This window comes from Curvibacter sp. CHRR-16, from assembly GCF_018474005.1.
Lineage (GTDB): Bacteria > Pseudomonadota > Gammaproteobacteria > Burkholderiales > Burkholderiaceae_C > Allorhodoferax.
This window is the reverse complement of the sequence record NZ_JAHCSH010000009.1, coordinates 22,199-38,553: the sequence shown is the minus strand read 5'-3', so window position 1 is coordinate 38,553 and position 16,355 is coordinate 22,199. Positions and strand designations below refer to the sequence as shown.

The 16,355-nt window shown below is 57.5% G+C and carries 15 protein-coding genes; 9 read left to right on the top strand and 6 right to left on the bottom strand.

Going from position 1 to position 16,355, the window contains the following annotated elements; all coding sequences use genetic code 11:
• Positions 1-172, bottom strand: a 172-nt coding sequence (locus KIK84_RS15970) for a transposase (RefSeq protein ID WP_214121548.1), incomplete at its 3' end; no start/stop codon positions are given.
• Between KIK84_RS15970 and KIK84_RS15965 the strand changes: the two genes are divergently transcribed.
• The 3 genes from KIK84_RS15965 (at position 146) to KIK84_RS15955 (ending at position 4,784) form a co-directional block, all read left to right on the top strand.
• Positions 146-1,201 carry a DNA cytosine methyltransferase gene (locus tag KIK84_RS15965; protein ID WP_214124117.1) on the top strand — a complete coding sequence of 352 codons (1,056 nt, stop codon included), beginning with the start codon at positions 146-148 and terminating at the stop codon, positions 1,199-1,201. The genes KIK84_RS15970 and KIK84_RS15965 overlap by 27 nt on opposite strands.
• Before the next feature lie 128 nt (positions 1,202-1,329).
• Positions 1,330-2,142 (top strand): type I methionyl aminopeptidase, encoded by an 813-nt coding sequence (gene map, locus KIK84_RS15960; RefSeq protein WP_214124116.1) that lies wholly within the window; start codon positions 1,330-1,332, stop codon positions 2,140-2,142.
• 17 nt (positions 2,143-2,159) lie between these two features.
• Positions 2,160-4,784 (top strand): [protein-PII] uridylyltransferase, encoded by a 2,625-nt coding sequence (locus tag KIK84_RS15955; protein ID WP_214124115.1) that lies wholly within the window; start codon positions 2,160-2,162, stop codon positions 4,782-4,784.
• A gap of 35 nt (positions 4,785-4,819) precedes the next feature.
• Here the strand turns inward: KIK84_RS15955 and KIK84_RS15950 are convergent, their stop codons facing one another.
• Entirely contained in the window at positions 4,820-5,716 is an 897-nt protein-coding gene (locus KIK84_RS15950) for a pirin family protein (RefSeq protein ID WP_214124114.1), read from the bottom strand.
• A gap of 160 nt (positions 5,717-5,876) precedes the next feature.
• Between KIK84_RS15950 and KIK84_RS15945 the strand changes: the two genes are divergently transcribed.
• From KIK84_RS15945 to KIK84_RS15920, 6 genes are read left to right on the top strand one after another with little or no spacing between them, the layout of a single operon-like run.
• Positions 5,877-6,944 carry an ABC transporter ATP-binding protein gene (locus KIK84_RS15945; RefSeq protein WP_214124113.1) on the top strand — a complete coding sequence of 356 codons (1,068 nt, stop codon included), beginning with the start codon at positions 5,877-5,879 and terminating at the stop codon, positions 6,942-6,944.
• A gap of 43 nt (positions 6,945-6,987) precedes the next feature.
• Positions 6,988-8,268, top strand: coding sequence for an ABC transporter substrate-binding protein (locus KIK84_RS15940; protein WP_214124112.1), 1,281 nt, complete (start codon positions 6,988-6,990; stop codon positions 8,266-8,268).
• Positions 8,244-9,143, top strand: coding sequence for an ABC transporter permease (locus KIK84_RS15935; RefSeq protein ID WP_214124111.1), 900 nt, complete (start codon positions 8,244-8,246; stop codon positions 9,141-9,143). The genes KIK84_RS15940 and KIK84_RS15935 overlap by 25 nt, the downstream gene beginning before the upstream one ends.
• 2 nt (positions 9,144-9,145) lie before the next feature.
• Entirely contained in the window at positions 9,146-10,036 is an 891-nt protein-coding gene (locus tag KIK84_RS15930; RefSeq protein ID WP_214124110.1) for an ABC transporter permease, read from the top strand.
• Entirely contained in the window at positions 10,029-10,730 is a 702-nt protein-coding gene (locus KIK84_RS15925) for a GntR family transcriptional regulator (RefSeq protein ID WP_214124109.1), read from the top strand. Before KIK84_RS15930 ends, KIK84_RS15925 begins: the two co-directional genes overlap by 8 nt.
• Before the next feature lie 4 nt (positions 10,731-10,734).
• Entirely contained in the window at positions 10,735-11,508 is a 774-nt protein-coding gene (locus KIK84_RS15920; protein ID WP_214124108.1) for an aspartate/glutamate racemase family protein, read from the top strand.
• Here KIK84_RS15920 and KIK84_RS15915 read toward each other — a convergent pair.
• From KIK84_RS15915 to ligA, 4 genes are read right to left on the bottom strand one after another with little or no spacing between them, the layout of a single operon-like run.
• Positions 11,454-11,936 carry a GNAT family N-acetyltransferase gene (locus KIK84_RS15915; RefSeq protein ID WP_214124107.1) on the bottom strand — a complete coding sequence of 161 codons (483 nt, stop codon included), beginning with the start codon at positions 11,934-11,936 and terminating at the stop codon, positions 11,454-11,456. The two genes, KIK84_RS15920 and KIK84_RS15915, sit on opposite strands and share 55 nt — an antisense overlap.
• Complete coding sequence (gene def, locus KIK84_RS15910) at positions 11,933-12,451, bottom strand: peptide deformylase (protein WP_214124106.1); 519 nt, start codon at positions 12,449-12,451, stop codon at positions 11,933-11,935. The genes KIK84_RS15915 and def overlap by 4 nt, the downstream gene beginning before the upstream one ends.
• On the bottom strand, positions 12,448-14,061 hold the full coding sequence (locus tag KIK84_RS15905; protein WP_214124105.1) for a sensor domain-containing diguanylate cyclase: 1,614 nt from the start codon (positions 14,059-14,061) through the stop codon (positions 12,448-12,450). Before KIK84_RS15905 ends, def begins: the two co-directional genes overlap by 4 nt.
• Positions 14,058-16,343, bottom strand: coding sequence for an NAD-dependent DNA ligase LigA (gene ligA / locus KIK84_RS15900; protein ID WP_214124104.1), 2,286 nt, complete (start codon positions 16,341-16,343; stop codon positions 14,058-14,060). The genes KIK84_RS15905 and ligA overlap by 4 nt, the downstream gene beginning before the upstream one ends.
• Positions 16,344-16,355: the final 12 nt, after the last annotated feature.

Genomic DNA, 16,355 nt, shown 5'->3' with positions numbered 1-16,355 from the left:
GCTCCTTCAGGCGCTTGGCGTCCGACACGCTCATACCGCCAAACTTGCTGCGCCAGAGGTAATAACTGGCCTCTGAGAAGCCGTGCCTACGGCACAGCTCGGCCACTGGCAGGCCCGTCTCCGCTTCGCGCAGGAAGCCAATGATTTGTTCTTCGGTAAATCGCTTCTTCACGTCCAATCTCCTGTTTCATGGGATTGGACTCCAAGCTCAACTGCTACTCAAATCCGGGGGGACGTCGGAGGCAATACATATGAGAAAGTTGTTAAGACTCTAAGTTCGTTTGGATACGATGTACTTAGCAAAAAACTGTCGCCACACGAATTCGGCGTGCCGCAGATTCGAGAGCGTTTGTACATAGTTGCACATCTACGATCACATGGAGGCCTTGCCTCATTCTCTTGGCCGCAAGAGTCTCACGGAGTTCTAGACATTGGTACAGTTCTAGATGTCGCACCGGCAAATGCGAAGCCCATTACGAAACAATTGGTAAACTGCATAGAGGTCTGGCAAGAGTTCCTCGACCAGTATCCAGCGGAAAAGAAGCTACCTTCTTTTCCAATATGGGGGCACGAATTTGGAGCTGATTACCCAACGTCGCGGGACTCCTTGCACTCATACACGATCAACGAGCTATGTAGTTTTAAGGGTTCTTTCGGAAGTCAACTTTCTGGGCAGAACAAGGCCGAAATTCTCGACGGTGTACCAAGCTATGCACGGGCCAAGAAGGGTTGTTTTCCTACATGGAAGCAGTTATTTATCCGCCAAAACAGAGAACTGTTTCAACAGAACCGTCAGTGGATCGAGCCATGGATGGAGAAGCTCAAGCAGTTCCCCTCATCTTTGCAGAAACTGGAATGGAACTGCCAGGGTGAGGTTCGGGATTTAACGAAACATGTGCTTCAAGTTCGCGCATCAGGATTGCGGGTGAAACGCAGATTAACAACTCCTGCTCTGGTGGCGATGACGACAACGCAGACGCCCATCATCGGCTGGGAATCGCGATACATGACTCTGCAAGAGTGCAAGAGGCTGCAGTCGATGGATGATTTGCAATACCTTCCAAAGACTGAGGGTGCGGCATTTCAGGCGCTGGGCAATGCCGTAAATGTCAGAGTAGTGGGCGAAGTTGCGTCTTGCCTCTTTGCCTTGACTGGCGGCGCGAATGATATTGAGTGCGACCACCTTAAGCTCACTGCCTAGACTTTTCCTTGATTGCAGTGACGTCAGCATCTGCGCTGGCGTTTGCTTTCTCGGCGCTCTTAGTGAAGTATGTTACTTTCCGCCTCTTTTGAAGAGGCTGTTAGCACTCTGTCGGATAATCCGCCCCCATGACGATCACCTACAAAGACGCCCAAGGCATTGCGGGCATGCGCGTGGCAGGCCGTTTGGCCGCTGAAGTGTTGGACTACCTGACGCCGTTTGTGAAACCCGGCGTGACCACCAATGAGCTGGACAAGCTGGCGCACGACTACATGGTCAATGTGCAGGGCACGATTCCAGCGCCACTCAATTACACCGGCGGCGGCCCTATTCCCTACCCCAAGTCGATTTGCACCTCGGTCAACCAGCAGGTGTGCCACGGCATTCCCAGCGACAAGGCACTGAAAAGTGGCGACATCGTGAACGTGGACATCACCGTCATCAAAGACGGCTGGCACGGTGATACCAGCCGCATGTTTTTGGTCGGTGACTGCACCATCCAGGCCAAGCGTTTGTGCCAAATCACCTATGAAGCCATGTGGCATGGCATCCGCTTGGTCAAGCCGGGCGCACGCTTGGGCGACATTGGCTATGCCATTCAAAAATTTGCCGAAGGGGCTGGCTACAGCGTGGTGCGCGAGTTTTGCGGCCATGGCATTGGTGAAATCTTCCACGAAGAGCCGCAAGTGCTGCACTACGGCCGCCCCGGCACCGGGGTGGAGCTCAAAGAAGGCATGACCTTCACCATCGAGCCCATGATCAACGCGGGCCGCAAAGAAATCAAAGAAGGCCCCGAGAAAGACGGCTGGTCTATCGTGACCAAAGATCGCTCTTTGTCGGCCCAGTGGGAACACACCGTGCTGGTCACACCCACTGGCTATGAGGTGATGACCGTGTCAGCGGGCAGCCCCGCCATTCCGGCCTTTGTGACCGCAGCCTAGCCCTTTACCTGCCCGCCATGAACGAGCTGCAAAGCCTGCGCCAGCAATATCGCGCTGATAAGAAAGCCCTGCTCCAGACCTTGGCCGAACCGGGATTCCAAGCCCGTTCGGTGCCCAAACTGTTGCGCCAGTTGGCCGCTTTGGCCGATGGCGTACTAACCCAGCTTTGGCACAAAGTGGGCATGGCGCAAGCGGCGCAGCAACCTTGCAGCCAAAGCGCCTCCTTGCTGGCCGTAGGCGGCTTTGGCCGTGGGGAGTTGCAGCCCTACTCCGATGTGGACGTGCTCATCTTGCTGCCCGATGGCATGGCGGCCAATGAAGCCTGTCAAAAGCAGGTGGAAACCTTCATCAGCTACTGCTGGGATGCGGGTTTGGAAATCGGCTCGTCGGTGCGCACCATGCAAGAGTGTTTGGACGAGGCGGCCAAAGACGTGACCGTGCAGACGGCCCTGCTGGAAAGCCGTCTCATCACGGGCAATGCCAGTTTGGCCCAGCAGTTTCAGCAATCGTTTATGGCGGCCATGGATGCCAAGGCCTTTTTCACCGCCAAAACGCTGGAAATGCGCCAGCGCCACACCAAGTTTGAAGACACGCCCTACTCGCTGGAACCCAATTGCAAAGAGTCGCCCGGCGGCCAGCGCGATTTGCAAGTGCTGCTGTGGGTGGCCAAGGCGGCAGGCTATGGGAATAGCTGGCGCGAATTGGCTGCCAATGGTTTGGCTACGCCCTATGAAGCGCGCATGCTCGAACGCAATGAGCAAACGCTGGGGCTGATTCGCGCCAAACTGCACTGGGTGGCGCAACGGCGTGAAGACCGACTGGTGTTTGACCTGCAAACCGCCGTGGCCGAGTCTTTTGGCTACCAAACCGAAGCCCCGGTACCTGGCAAAGCACGGCGCGCCCATGCCCGAGCCAGCGAACAGTTGATGCGCCGCTACTACTGGGCGGCCAAAGCGGTGACGCAACTCAACCAAATCTTGCTGCTCAATATTGAAGAACGCTTGCACCCGGCCACGCACCAAGTGTCGCCCATCAACGCGCACTTCAACGTCAAGGCCGGCATGATCGATGTGGTCAGCGACGACCTGTATGTGCGCCAGCCGCACGCCATTTTGGAAACCTTCTTGGTGTACCAGCAGGTAGTGGGCATCAAGGGCTTGTCGGCCCGCACGCTGCGTGCGCTCTACAACGCCCGCCACGTGATGGATGCGGCCTACCGCAACGACCCAGTCAACCGCGATACCTTTATGCGCATCTTGCGTGAACCGCGTGGCATTACCCACGCCATGCGCTTGATGAACCAGACCTCGGTGCTGGGGCGTTATTTGTGGGTGTTCCGCAAGATAGTGGGGCAAATGCAGCACGACCTGTTCCATGTCTACACGGTGGATCAGCACATCCTGATGGTGCTGCGCAATGTGCGCCGCTTCTTCATGGATGAGCACGCGCACGAATACCCGTTTTGCTCGCAACTGGCGGCAGGCTGGGAACAACCGTGGATTTTGTATGTGGCAGCCCTGTTTCATGACATCGCCAAAGGCCGCGGTGGAGACCACTCTGAGTTGGGCGGCAGCGAAGTGCGGCGCTTTTGTAAGCAGCACCACATTGCCAAAGAAGACGCGGACTTGATCGAGTTTTTGGTGCGTGAGCACCTGAGCATGAGCCAAGTAGCGCAAAAATCCGATTTGTCCGACCCCGCCGTGATTGCTGCTTTTGCAAAACGCGTGGGCTCAGAGCGCTACCTCACAGCGCTGTACCTGCTGACCGTGGCCGATATTCGTGGCACCAGCCCCAAGGTATGGAACGCCTGGAAAGGCAAGCTGCTGGAAGACCTATACCGCCTGACTACCCGTGCTTTGGGTGGCTACGCCCCCGACCCCGATGCCGAAGTGGAACAACGCAAACGCGAAGCCTTGGCACAAATCGCCCTGTACGCACTGCCCTTTGAAGCCCACAAACCTTTGTGGGACACGCTGGATGTGGGCTATTTCATGCGCCATGAAGCCAGTGACATTGCTTGGCACACCAAGCACGTCTCGCGCTATGTACAGACCGAGCAACCCATCGTGCGGGCGCGCCGCTCCAGCTTTAGCCAAGGGCTGCAAGTATTGGTCTACACGCCAGACCAAGCGGATTTGTTTGCCCGCATTTGCGGCTATTTCGAGCAAAACGGCTACAGCATTTTGGATGCGCAAATCCACACCACGCACAAAGGCTACGCTCTCGACACGTTTGAACTCACCAGCAGCGAAGACCTGAGCGAACATTTCCGCGAAGCCATTTCCATGCTGGAAAATGGGTTGGCTCATGTCATCGCCCAAGCCGAGGCACTGCCCGCCCCTGCACGTGGTCGGGTATCACGCCGGGTTAAAAGTTTCCCTATTGCGCCACGCATTTGGCTCAAACCTGACGACAAAGGCCAGCGCTGGGTGCTCAACCTCACCGCCAGCGACCGCATGGGCTTGCTCTACAGCGTGGCGCAGGTGCTGGCGCGGCACAGCATTGCAGTGCAAATGGCCAAAGTGTCCACGCTGGGTGAGTTGGTGGAAGATACCTTCTTGATCCATGGTGCATCGTTGCAGCACAACAAAACGCAAATCGCCATCGAGACCGAGTTGCTAGACGCCCTGAGCGCCAAATAAACAACGCCTGCGTGACTGTGTGTCGCTGAGAGCTGTCAGCGCCAAGGTATGGCAGGCGCAGCGATGCGCGTGGCCTTGCCATCGCCCACCACCCCAAAGCGCGGGGACGCGGCTTGCCAGTCTTGCTGAGCTTGGGCAATGCGTTCTTTCTCGTAGGCCACAAAGTTCCACCACATGGTGGGCTTTTGGGACAAAGGTTCACCGCCCAACAGCAACAAACGGCTGCCGGCCTCTACATCCAGCACCAAACTGGATGCAGCATCGGCAGGCCAATAGGCCAAAGCGCTCGTGTCATAGCGCTGGGCATCTTGCGCGCTGGTCAGCACAAAACCGCCTACCAAGGTCTGTAGCGCATACTCAAAACCGGGTTGCACAACCAAATGCAATGTTTGCGCATGCTCTACGGCGATGTCCAAGCCAAGTAAAGGCGAATACACCTGTGTAGGAGCTTGGTAGCTGGCGTACTGTCCCACCAGCAAAGTGTACTGAGCGCCTTGCTCTTCCCACTGGGGCAAGTGCGGGTAATGGGCGAAATGCGGCTCCATGTCTTGCAAATGGGCTGGCAGCGCAATCCACAACTGAGCCAAATGCAAAGAATCGGCAGTGGCCTGTGAGTCTTCGGTGTGCACAATGCCACGCCCTGCTGTCATCAGATTTATTTGCCCCGGACGAATAAGCTGCTCTGTGCCCAAGCTGTCGCGGTGCCATATTTCACCTGACAGCATCCAAGTAAAGGTTTGCAGTCCTATGTGCGGGTGCTGTCCCACGTGCATGCCTGTGTGGTGGGCCATGTCTACTGGGCCCACATGGTCCAAAAAACACCAAGCTCCTACTGTGCGCTGTAAGCGACTGGGCAAAGTACGGTGCACCTGCATACCGTCTCCTAAGTCGGTCATGCGGGCATCAATACGCAGGGGGTGTTCGAAGCTCATAGGGGTATCTGTGGTGCAAAAACCCCATTGTGCAGGCACCAGCTTGGGACGGTCACCGCTGTGCACGCACCAAAATGCACGCAAAGCGCCAAATATTTTGTATACAAAGACTTTTTTCTTTGCATACAAAGCTGGCATAGCTGTTGCATAACAGGGTGCCATGAATACCGAGACCGCCAGCCACGCGATCGAATTGGTCGCGCTGACCAAAAGCTACGGCACCGCCAAAGCGGCCGTGGACGCTATCAATTTGCGCATTGCCCAAGGCAGCTATTGCTGCCTGCTGGGCCCATCGGGCTGCGGCAAGAGCACCACCTTGCGCATGATTGCGGGGCACGAGTTGGCCACCAGCGGCGACATCTTGCTGGACAACCGCAACATCACCGACCTGCCTGCTGTGCAGCGCGGCACAGCCATGATGTTCCAAAGCTTTGCCCTCTTTCCCCACTTGAGCGCTTTGGACAACGTGGCTTTTAGTCTCAAGATGCAAGGCGTTGGCAAAACTGAGCGCCATGCCAAAGCCATGGCCCTGCTGCAACGTGTCGAGCTAGCCCATCTGGCCGACCGTACACCAGCCCAACTCTCTGGCGGCCAGCAGCAGCGGGTCGCACTGGCACGCGCCCTGATGACACAGCCCAAGGTGTTGCTGCTCGATGAGCCACTATCGGCACTGGACCCGTTTTTGCGCACGCAAATGCGCTCAGAACTCAAGAGCTGGCAGCAAGAGTTGGGGCTGACCTTCATCCACGTTACCCACTCGCAAGAAGAAGCCATGGCGCTGGCCGACACGATTGTGGTGATGAACCACGGGCTCATAGAGCAAGTGGCCAACCCTTGGACTATCTACAACCAACCTGCTACCGAATTTGTGGCCCGCTTCATGGGGGGACACAACATCTTGCGCCAGCAAGACAAGCTGGTGAGTGTGCGCACCGACCGCTGCAAGTTGGCCGCCCATGCGAACCAAATCCCTGCTGGTGCTCAATCCGTTGCTGTGGTGATACGCGGTATCGAATACCAAGGCACCCATACCTTGGTGGGCTTGCAAACCCCGCCAGAACCCCAGCTCAGTGGCGATAACGCCACCCACGTGGTGCGCGCCATGGACTACTACGCCATGACAGCCGAACACGATTTCCAACAAGGCATTTGGCAAACCGGCCAAAACGCCTTTTTGTGGTGGATGCCGCAAGACGTTCACCCTTTGTCGCCCCCGCCCCTGTCCTGAGCAGGTGCATTCTTTTTGTAGTCCAACCCCAGTAGGAGTGTGTATGTCCAGTGATGTGAAAGACCCCAGCTCTGCAGACAACGGTTTGCAGCGTCGCAGCCTGCTCAAAGGCACCGCCGGTATTTTGGCCACCGGCCTGTTTCCCGCCGTGCATGCGCAAGAAAAGATTGTGCTGCGCTACCTGGGGACGGCAGTGAACCAAGACAAGCTGATCGCTGAGAAGTTCAAGGCCGACACGGGCATTGAAATCCAGTACGTGGCTGTTACCACCGACGATGTGACCAAGCGCGCCGTGACCGCACCCAACAGCTTTGACCTGCTGGACACCGAGTACTTCTCGCTCAAAAAGATTGTGCCCACCGGCAACTTGAAGGGCATTGACGTCAAACGCGTCAAGAACGCCGACAAGATCACCAGCCTCTTTACCACCGGCACCGTAGCGGGCAAGGCGGTAGGCGACCAAGGCACTGCACCCAAGAAAGTCATTTTCTTGGAAGGCGAAAAGAGCAAAACTTTCGCCAAGAGCCCGACCCAGTTCATGAGTTTGATTCCCACCGTGTACAACGCCGACACGCTGGGCATCCGCCCCGACCTGATCAAACGCCCCATTTCATCGTGGGCCGAGCTGCTGAACCCCGAATTCAAGGGCAAGGCCGCTATCTTGAACATCCCGTCCATCGGCATCATGGATGCCGCCATGGTGGTCGAAGCCATGGGGATCTACAAATACCCTGACAAGGGCAACATGACCAAGAAGGAAATCGACCTGACGATCAAAACCCTGATCGACGCCAAAAAGGCTGGCCAGTTCCGCAGCCTGTGGAAAGACTTCAACGAGTCGGTCAACCTGATGGCATCGGGCGAAGTGGTGATCCAGTCCATGTGGAGCCCTGCTGTCACGGCGGTGCGCACCAAGGGCATTGCCTGCACCTTCCAGCCACTCAAAGAAGGTTATCGCGCCTGGGCTTCGGGCTTTGGCATTCCTGCCACCCTGTCGGGCAAAAAGCTCGATGCCGCGTACGAGTTCATCAACTGGTTCTTGGACGGCTGGGCCGGTGCTTACCTGAACCGCCAAGGCTACTACAGCGCCGTGCTGGACACGGCCAAAGCCAAGATGGAAGCCTACGAATGGGCTTACTGGATGGAAGGCAAACCAGCCAGCCAAGACATCAAGAGCCCGCATGGCGACGTATTGGCCAAGAAGGGCGAAGTGCGCGACGGTGGTAGCTACGAGCAGCGCATGGGCGGCATTGCCTGCTGGAACGCTGTGATGGATGAAAACAACTACATGGTCCAGAAATGGAACGAGTTCGTAGCCGCTTAAGCGCGTCTGGGCGCGGCATCGCTGCATGGTGGCAGGCTCTGCCACTGAGCGCGGTGTTCGCGCTTTTTTTCCTGCTCCCACTGGGGCTGATCGCCATGGTCAGCTTCTGGGACTATTCCGAGTACGAGATGCTGCCGGGCTTCACGTTGAAAAACTACGTGCAGATTTTTGATGGCTGCAGCAATGTGGGAGACCTTTGCGTCACGCTCAAAACCTATGGCTCGACACTCAAGTTCGGCCTCTTGGTCTGGCTCATTACCTTGGTATTGGGTTTTGCCATTTCCTACTTTCTGGCCTTTTGCGTACAGACCAGTCGCATGCAAACGGTGCTGTTTGCGCTGTGCACCATTCCGTTTTGGACCAGCAACGTGATCCGCATGATCTCGTGGGTGCCGCTTTTGGGGCGTAATGGTCTTATCAACCAGACGCTGCAAGGCATAGGCCTGACCGAACAACCCATTGACTGGCTGCTGTTTTCCGACTTTTCGGTAGTGCTGGCTTTTGTGCACCTGAACACCATGTTCATGATCGTGCCCATCTTCAACAGCATGATGCGCATAGACCGCCGCCTCTTGGAAGCAGCCAGCGACAACGGTGCCAGCGGCTGGCAAACGCTGTGGAACATCATCATTCCGCTGAGCAAAAGCGGCATCACCATCGGATCGATCTTCATCATCACCATCGTCATGGGTGACTTTGTGACCATAGGCGTGATGGGCGGGCAGCAAATCGCCTCGGTGGGCAAGATGATTCAGGTGCAGACCTCGTATTTGCAGTTTCCACTGGCGGCCGCCAATGCTGTCATGCTGCTGCTGTGTGTTCTCATGATCGTGTGGGCTTTGACCCGCCTGGTCGATATTCGCAAGGAGCTGTGAGCATGCACGCTGGCGCACGCCGTCCTCGCAGTTTTTGGCCTTTGGCCATGCTGTTTGCCGCTTTCATGGTGTTTTTATATGGGCCTACGCTGGTCATTGTGGTGCTGAGTTTTCAAGGGCCAGATGGCGGGCTAACCTTCCCACTGCGTGGTCTGTCCTTGCACTGGTTTCGTGAACTGGCCAACGGTTTGGGCGTGGTGGACATTGGGGCGGCGCTCAAGCGCTCTTTGCTGCTGGGCGGCATCGTCAGTGCGCTCACCATGGTCATGGCCGTAGCAGCAGGCTTGGCCTTTCGCAAGAAGTTCAAGGGCAGCAACGCGCTGTTTGTGGTGGCAGTCTCCAGCCTCATCATGCCGTCCATCATCGTCTCGCTGGGCATTGGGCTGGAGTTCCGCCTGCTCGATGGTGGAATCAAACACGTACTGCAGTGGCTGGACTGGCAGGACGGCTTGGAGAACTTCAACACCTCTATGGGGCTGCTCACGTCGGCCTTGGGTGCGCAGCTGAGCTGGACGCTGCCCTTTGGCCTGCTCATCATGTTCGCGGTGTTCAACCGCTTCAACCCGTCTTACGAAGAAGCGGCCCGCGACCTCAATGCCACGCACTGGCAAACCTTCCGCCATGTGGTACTGCCGCTGATACTGCCGTCAGTCTTTGGCATCGGCATGACGGGCTTTACGCTGAGCTGGGATGAAATTGCGCGCACCTCGCAAGCCATTGGCGATGTCAATACGCTACCGCTAGAGTTGCAAGGACTGACCACCACCGTTACCACGCCTGCTATTTACGCACTGGGCACGGTTACTTTGCTGGTGTCGCTGCTGGTGATCGGCGCGACAATGGGGCTTTCCATCTGGTTGTCACGGCGCAAAGGCAAGCAAACCCATGGCTGAAGCCCCCATCCTGTCTGAAAACGATATTTACGAACGCATGGTGGCCACCATACTGGACCACCGTCTTCCTCCTGGTACCAAGCTGATAGAAGAAAAACTGGCTACTGCATTTGGCGTGTCCCGCACGCGCATTCGCCCGGTGCTGGTGCGGCTAGCCAATGAGCAAATCGTCACCCTCACCCCCAACCGAGGTGCCACCGTAGCCCAACCCACCGAGCAAGAAGCACGCGAGGTGTTTGAGGTGCGGCGCATGATCGAACCCATCTTGGTTCGCCGCTTTGTGCGCCAAGCCACCGATGCCAGCATCGCCACCCTGACGCAATGCATCGACGACGAGGAACAAGCCCGCGAGCGTGCCGATATGCGCCGCGCCATCCGGCTTTCGGGGGAATTTCACTTGCACATTGCCACCGGTGCCGATCACCAAACGCTGGGGCGCATTCTGCGCGAGCTGGTATCGCGCACCTCGCTGATTCTCATGACCTACAGCAGCAACCACATGCAAGGTCGCCCCGAAGCCACAGCCTGTGGTTGCACCGAACACCGTGCCCTGCTGGACGCCATCCGCCTGCGCGATGCCAACGCCGCCGATGTGCTGATGCAACAGCATTTGCGCCAGCTAGAAGCCCAACTCCAGTTCGGACAGGACAACAGCAACGAGCCCGATTTGGAACAACTCTTCAAACCCGAATAAGCGCATGCCGCACTTGTTGCTCATCAACCCCAACACCAGTACCACGGTCAGCGAGCGCCTGTGGGAACACACGCGCATGCTGTACCCGGCCGCCTCGCAAAGCTGGCAAGTGCATACCGCCCGCTTGGGTGCACCCTATATAGCCTGCGAAGCCAGCTACGCTGTCGCCGGCTTGGCCGTATTGGATGCGTGGGCACACGCCATGCAAGCCCCGCCCCCTGATGCGGTGCTGATCGCCTGCTTTGGCGATCCGGGTTTGCTGGCCTTGCGCCAGCTCTGCCCCGTACCCGTGACCGGACTGGCCGAAGCGGCCTTTGAACAAGCCTGTGAAATGGGGCCCTTTGCCGTTGTCACGGGGGGCGCTGCGTGGAAACCCATGCTGGAACGTTTGGCCTACAGCCTGGGCATGGCAGACATGCTGCACAGCATAGAAACGGTCGATATGACCGGAGCCCACATGCTGCAAAACCCCAGCCAAGCCATTACCCAACTCACAACGGTATGCCAGCGCATTGCCAGAGATGCGTCCGTGCGCAGCATCATCATTGGTGGGGCTGGATTGGCTGGTTTTGCCCAGCGCATGCAAGCTAGCGTGCATGTGCCGCTGATTGACAGCGTCTCTGCAGGCCTGGCCTATGCCTTGGGCTTGGCACAGGACGCCGAGGGTAATAGCGAACACATTGCCGCTGCCATGCCTGCGTGGCAGGGACTTAGCCCAGCCCTTCAGGACTTGGCAGGGCGCAGCATATCCACATGGGGTATGCCGTCTTCCCAATAAACCTCGCTGCTGGCCACAAAGCCCCAAGCACCATAAAAGCCCTGCAAATGCGCTTGGGCTGACAGCGCCACACCAGACCCGGGGTGCTGGCTGAGGCTAAAGCGCAGCGCCTCGGCCATGAGCCCATGCCCCAGCTTCTGGGCTCGAAAAGCTGGCAGCACCAACACGCGCCCGATGGAGGCTTGGGCAAACTTACTCCCCGGTGGCAAGACACGGGCACAGGCGGCCAACTGCCCATTGCAGTGCACTTGCAGGTGCCATGCATCCAAGTCGTAGTCATCCAGCTCTTGGTAAGGGCAGTTTTGCTCCACTACAAACACCGCCACCCGTGCTTGCAACAAGGCATGCAAAGCGCGGGGCGTGAAGTCGTCCAGTCGCTGCCAGCTATAACAAGGGGGCGAGGTGCTGGGCTCTGCTGTTTGCATCATGGTGTTGGCAAGGCATCGACAAAGCCAAAACAGGCAAAGTCGCGCACCCGCATGGGATACAGCGTGCCCCAGAGGTGGTCGCACTCATGTTGCACCACCCGGGCATGAAAACCCTCTACCGTTTGGTCTATCGGATCACCAAACGGATCCATGCCAGTAAAGCGTATGCGCTGCCAGCGTGGCACTTCGGCGCGCAAACCAGGTACAGACAAACAGCCCTCCCAATCCAACTGCTCCGCCTCCCCCAGTGGGGTGATCACCGGATTGCACAGCACGGTGGGGGGGACGGCTGGGCGATCGGGATAACGTGGGTTGGCCTGCCCCGTGCCAAAGACGACCACCTGCAGGTTGACGCCAATTTGCGGGGCGGCCAGCCCGGCCCCATTGGCCGCATGCATGGTGTCCCACAGATCCCGCACCAGCAGATGCAAAGCATCGCTGTCAAAGTCGGTGACCAACTGTGCTTGGCGCAGCAAGCGCGGGTCACCCATTTTTAAAATCTCACGTACTGTCATCCCACATCCTTGAAATGCACGCAGCGGTTGCGCCCCTTGGCTTTGGCAGCATAGAGCGCTTGGTCTGCTTCGCGCAAAAATTCCGCTTCGTTCCAATACAAAGCCTGCATGGTGGTAGCCCCCACGCTGCAGGTAACCCAGTCTGACACCGCCGAGAAATGGTGCGGCACCTGCAAGTGCTCCACCGCATGGCACAAACTGCGTGCTACCCGCATAGCACCTACTGCGTCGGTATCGGGCAACAGCACAGCAAACTCTTCCCCCCCCATGCGTACGGCCAAATCGCGTGTGCGGCATTGCTCAGCCAACACTCGCCCTATGCGTTGCAGTACTTCATCCCCACTGGGGTGACCGTAGAAATCGTTGTACTGCTTGAAAAAATCCACATCCAGCATCAGCAAAGACATGGAGCTGCCTTCGTGGCGCATCAACTCCACCTCTTGCTTCAGATACACATCCAAAGCACGTCGGTTGGGTAAAGCGGTCAAGGCATCGGTTTGCGACTGCGACGTCAAATCCCGCACTTGCGAGTGGATGATGCCCAGCAAGGTGTTGATATGGTCACTCAACCTTCCCAACTCATCCGTACCATCGACTTGCAAGCCACGCCCCCAGTCTTTTCCCAACTGGATGCGACCCAACTGCTTTCGCATGCGGGAAATACGGGCCACAAAACGCCAGCGCACCAAAAGCCAAATAAACAAAGCCACCATGACTGCGCCCAGCAGCATTTGCCAGAAGATCCGCGTCATCATGTACAGCGCTTCTTGGGCCAAATCGCGTTGGCGGTGGATTTGCACATCCAATAAAGGAATGCGCCGCATATCCACTAGGGTGATGGTCAACTCCAATTCGCCGGGCTTGAATTCGTAAGCCACATCTTGTTGGGTATACAGGGGCAAGCCCGACACAAACCAGCGAGGCTTATCGGACTGATCGGCCAAACGGAATACCGCCGGTTTGACCTCAATGCTTTCTTGCGTTTCACTGGCAATGCGCTGCCACAGGGTGTTGCCTGCAAAGCGGGCGAATGCCAACGTACCGGGCTTATGATCAAGGCGCTCGGTAGGGCTGATCGTCTCCCAACACAACTCAATGACGTTGTTTTGCATTTTGAGAAAGCCACAGCCCCGCTCGCCGACAGCACGGATAGACTGGTACAAGCCACTTAGCCGATCCATGACCGCCTGACCACGCCCAGGTTCTTCGTTATTTTGCTGGGCAACCAAACGGCCTTGTGAATCCCACGCCACCATGGCCGTCAAATTCACTTTGCGCAGTGCAGCAGGCGTGAGGTTGGACTTGGCAAAGCGCCTATCACCGAACTCCACAAAATTGGCCAAATCATCCCATTGGGCCCAATCCACCGTGAGCAATTGCAAACTGTTGAACTCTGTTTGCACTGCCGACATGACGCGGTGCACACTCTCGTAAGCACTGCGCTGCTCCAACTCTTTGAACACGGGCTCCACACTGGTTCGCACAATCCACAAGCCGGCCAAACCCATGCCCACAAACGCCACCAACAAGGCCAACACCAACTGGGCTCCCAAGCTGGAGGCTAAATAGGCCGTACTGCGTTTGATCAACTGCGTCTCCGCGGTGTTCAAGGTGTTTGCAATGCTGCCAGCAGCGCTTGCAAACCCGTTTCGTCCAGTATGGGAATCCCCAACTCCTGCGCTTTGTCCAATTTGCTCCCTGCTTCGGCCCCGGCCACCACATAACTGGTTTTCTTGCTCACCGAACCAGCCACCTTGGCCCCTGCGGCTTCTAGCAAGGCTTTCGCCTGCTCGCGGCTGAGCGTGGGCAAAGTACCCGTCAGCACAAAGGTCTGCCCAGCCAGCGGCATGGCGGTGGGTTGAACCGGTTCGCCTTCGGGCCAGTGCACACCACAGGCGCGCAATTGCTCGACGACCTCCACGTTGTGCGCTTGATCAAAAAAGGTGCGAATACTGTGCGCCACCACGGGGCCTACGTCATTGACCTGCAGCAACTGTTCCTCGCTGGCTTGGATGATGGCATCGAGCTTGCCAAAGTGGCGCGCCAAGTCTTTGGCCGTGGCCTCGCCCACATGGCGAATGCCCAAGCCAAACAAAAACCGCGGCAACGTGGTGGTTTTGGACTTCTCCAACGCATCCAGGAGGTTTTGCGCCGATTTGTCGGCCATGCGATCCAGCTCCAAAAGATGCATTGCCTCAAGTTGATACAAATTAGCTAACCCCATTGGTATCAACTGCGGCTTGAACTTCTCTTTCCTTTTGTTTTTGTTTAAACGTAACTTAGTAATTATTTTTTTATCACTGACACTTGCTAAAAAACCACCATAGCCAGTGAGACGTCCATACTTTCGATGAGTATCTAATGGACAAGAAAATTTACAAAAATACAACTCTATAAGTTGATCGACCAGCTTGTCACCCAAGCCCTCAATATCCATAGCACGGCGCTGGGCAAAATGCAGCACGGCCTGCTTGCGCTGGGCGGCACAAAACAACCCGCCCGTGCAGCGGTAGTCGGCTTCCCCATCTTCGCGCAGGGCCACGGAGCCACACACTGGGCACACATGCGGCATGGTGAAAGGCTGCGCTCCGTCGGGCCGCTTCTCGGCCAACACGCCCACCACCTCGGGGATCACATCGCCCGCACGGCGCACGATGACGGTGTCGCCCACGCGCACGTCTTTGCGGCGGGCTTCGTCTTCGTTGTGCAGCGTGGCATTGGTCACCGTTACCCCGCCCACAAACACGGGGGCCAACTTGGCCACCGGGGTGAGCTTGCCGGTGCGCCCGACTTGGACATCAATGCCCAGCACGGTGGTGAGCATTTCTTGGGCCGGGAACTTGTGCGCCACGGCCCAGCGCGGTTCGCGCGTTACAAAGCCCAGTTGCTGCTGCAAGGCCAAGCGGTTGACCTTGTAGACCACACCGTCGATGTCAAACGGCAAGTTGTCACGCAAGACGGCCACGCGCTCGTGAAATGCTATCAATTCAGTAGCACCTACAGCAATACTGGCGTGCTCTGCAACCGGAAAAGACCATTTTTTCAGAGTCTGCAGCAGCTCCATGTGGGAGGCCCATGGCGGCTGACTGGCCTGCCCATCCCACAGCACCTCGCCCACGCCGTAGGCAAAAAAGCTCAAGGGGCGTTGTGCGGCAATGCGCGAATCGAGTTGGCGCACAGCCCCGGCTGCAGCATTGCGTGGATTGACAAAGGTTTTCTCGTTTTTCTCGCCCGCTGCGATGCGATCGCGCTGGCGCTCGTTGAGGCGCTCAAAATCATCGCGGCGCATGTACACCTCACCGCGCACTTCCAGCACTGGAGGGACGCCCTCGGGCAAGCGCAACGGTATTTGGCCGACAGTTCGGATATTGGCCGTGACGTCTTCACCGGTTTCGCCATCGCCCCGAGTGGCAGCTTGCACCAAGACACCCTGCTCGTAGCGCAGGCTCATGGCCAAACCGTCGAATTTGAGCTCGGCCACGTACTCAACGGCTGGCGCATCTGCAGCCAAGCCCAGCTCGCGACGCACGCGGGCATCAAACGCCTGCGCGCCGCTGCTTTCGGTATCAGTCTCGGTGCGGATACTGAGCATGGGCACGCGGTGGCGCACGCTGGCAAAGGCATCCAATGGCGCGCCGCCCACCCGCTGGGTAGGCGAATCGGAGCTTAGCAACTCGGGGTGTGCAGCCTCCAAAGCTTGCAGCTCACGGAACAGGCGGTCGTACTCGGCATCGGGAATTTCCGGTGCATCGAGCACGTAATAGCAATGCGCGTGGTGGTGCAGTTGGCGGTGCAACTCTTGCACCCGCGGCGCTTGGGGATGTTGGCCCTCGGAACCGTTTTCCGGGGCCTCTTCGGTGAAGGCGGCAAACAAATCCAGACTGTCGCCCATGGCACCTCCGTA

Excerpts from the sequence above, each read along its gene's own strand:
- map (WP_214124116.1), top strand. The coding sequence starts at position 1,330 with ATGACGATCACCTACAAAGACGCCCAAGGCATTGCGGGCATGCGCGTG.
- KIK84_RS15955 (WP_214124115.1), top strand. The coding sequence starts at position 2,160 with ATGAACGAGCTGCAAAGCCTGCGCCAGCAATATCGCGCTGATAAGAAA.
- KIK84_RS15950 (WP_214124114.1), bottom strand. The coding sequence starts at position 5,716 with ATGAGCTTCGAACACCCCCTGCGTATTGATGCCCGCATGACCGACTTA.
- KIK84_RS15945 (WP_214124113.1), top strand. The coding sequence starts at position 5,877 with ATGAATACCGAGACCGCCAGCCACGCGATCGAATTGGTCGCGCTGACC.
- KIK84_RS15940 (WP_214124112.1), top strand. The coding sequence starts at position 6,988 with ATGTCCAGTGATGTGAAAGACCCCAGCTCTGCAGACAACGGTTTGCAG.
- KIK84_RS15935 (WP_214124111.1), top strand. The coding sequence starts at position 8,244 with ATGGAACGAGTTCGTAGCCGCTTAAGCGCGTCTGGGCGCGGCATCGCT.
- KIK84_RS15930 (WP_214124110.1), top strand. The coding sequence starts at position 9,146 with ATGCACGCTGGCGCACGCCGTCCTCGCAGTTTTTGGCCTTTGGCCATG.
- KIK84_RS15925 (WP_214124109.1), top strand. The coding sequence starts at position 10,029 with ATGGCTGAAGCCCCCATCCTGTCTGAAAACGATATTTACGAACGCATG.
- KIK84_RS15920 (WP_214124108.1), top strand. The coding sequence starts at position 10,735 with ATGCCGCACTTGTTGCTCATCAACCCCAACACCAGTACCACGGTCAGC.
- KIK84_RS15915 (WP_214124107.1), bottom strand. The coding sequence starts at position 11,936 with ATGATGCAAACAGCAGAGCCCAGCACCTCGCCCCCTTGTTATAGCTGG.
- def (WP_214124106.1), bottom strand. The coding sequence starts at position 12,451 with ATGACAGTACGTGAGATTTTAAAAATGGGTGACCCGCGCTTGCTGCGC.
- ligA (WP_214124104.1), bottom strand. The coding sequence starts at position 16,343 with ATGGGCGACAGTCTGGATTTGTTTGCCGCCTTCACCGAAGAGGCCCCG.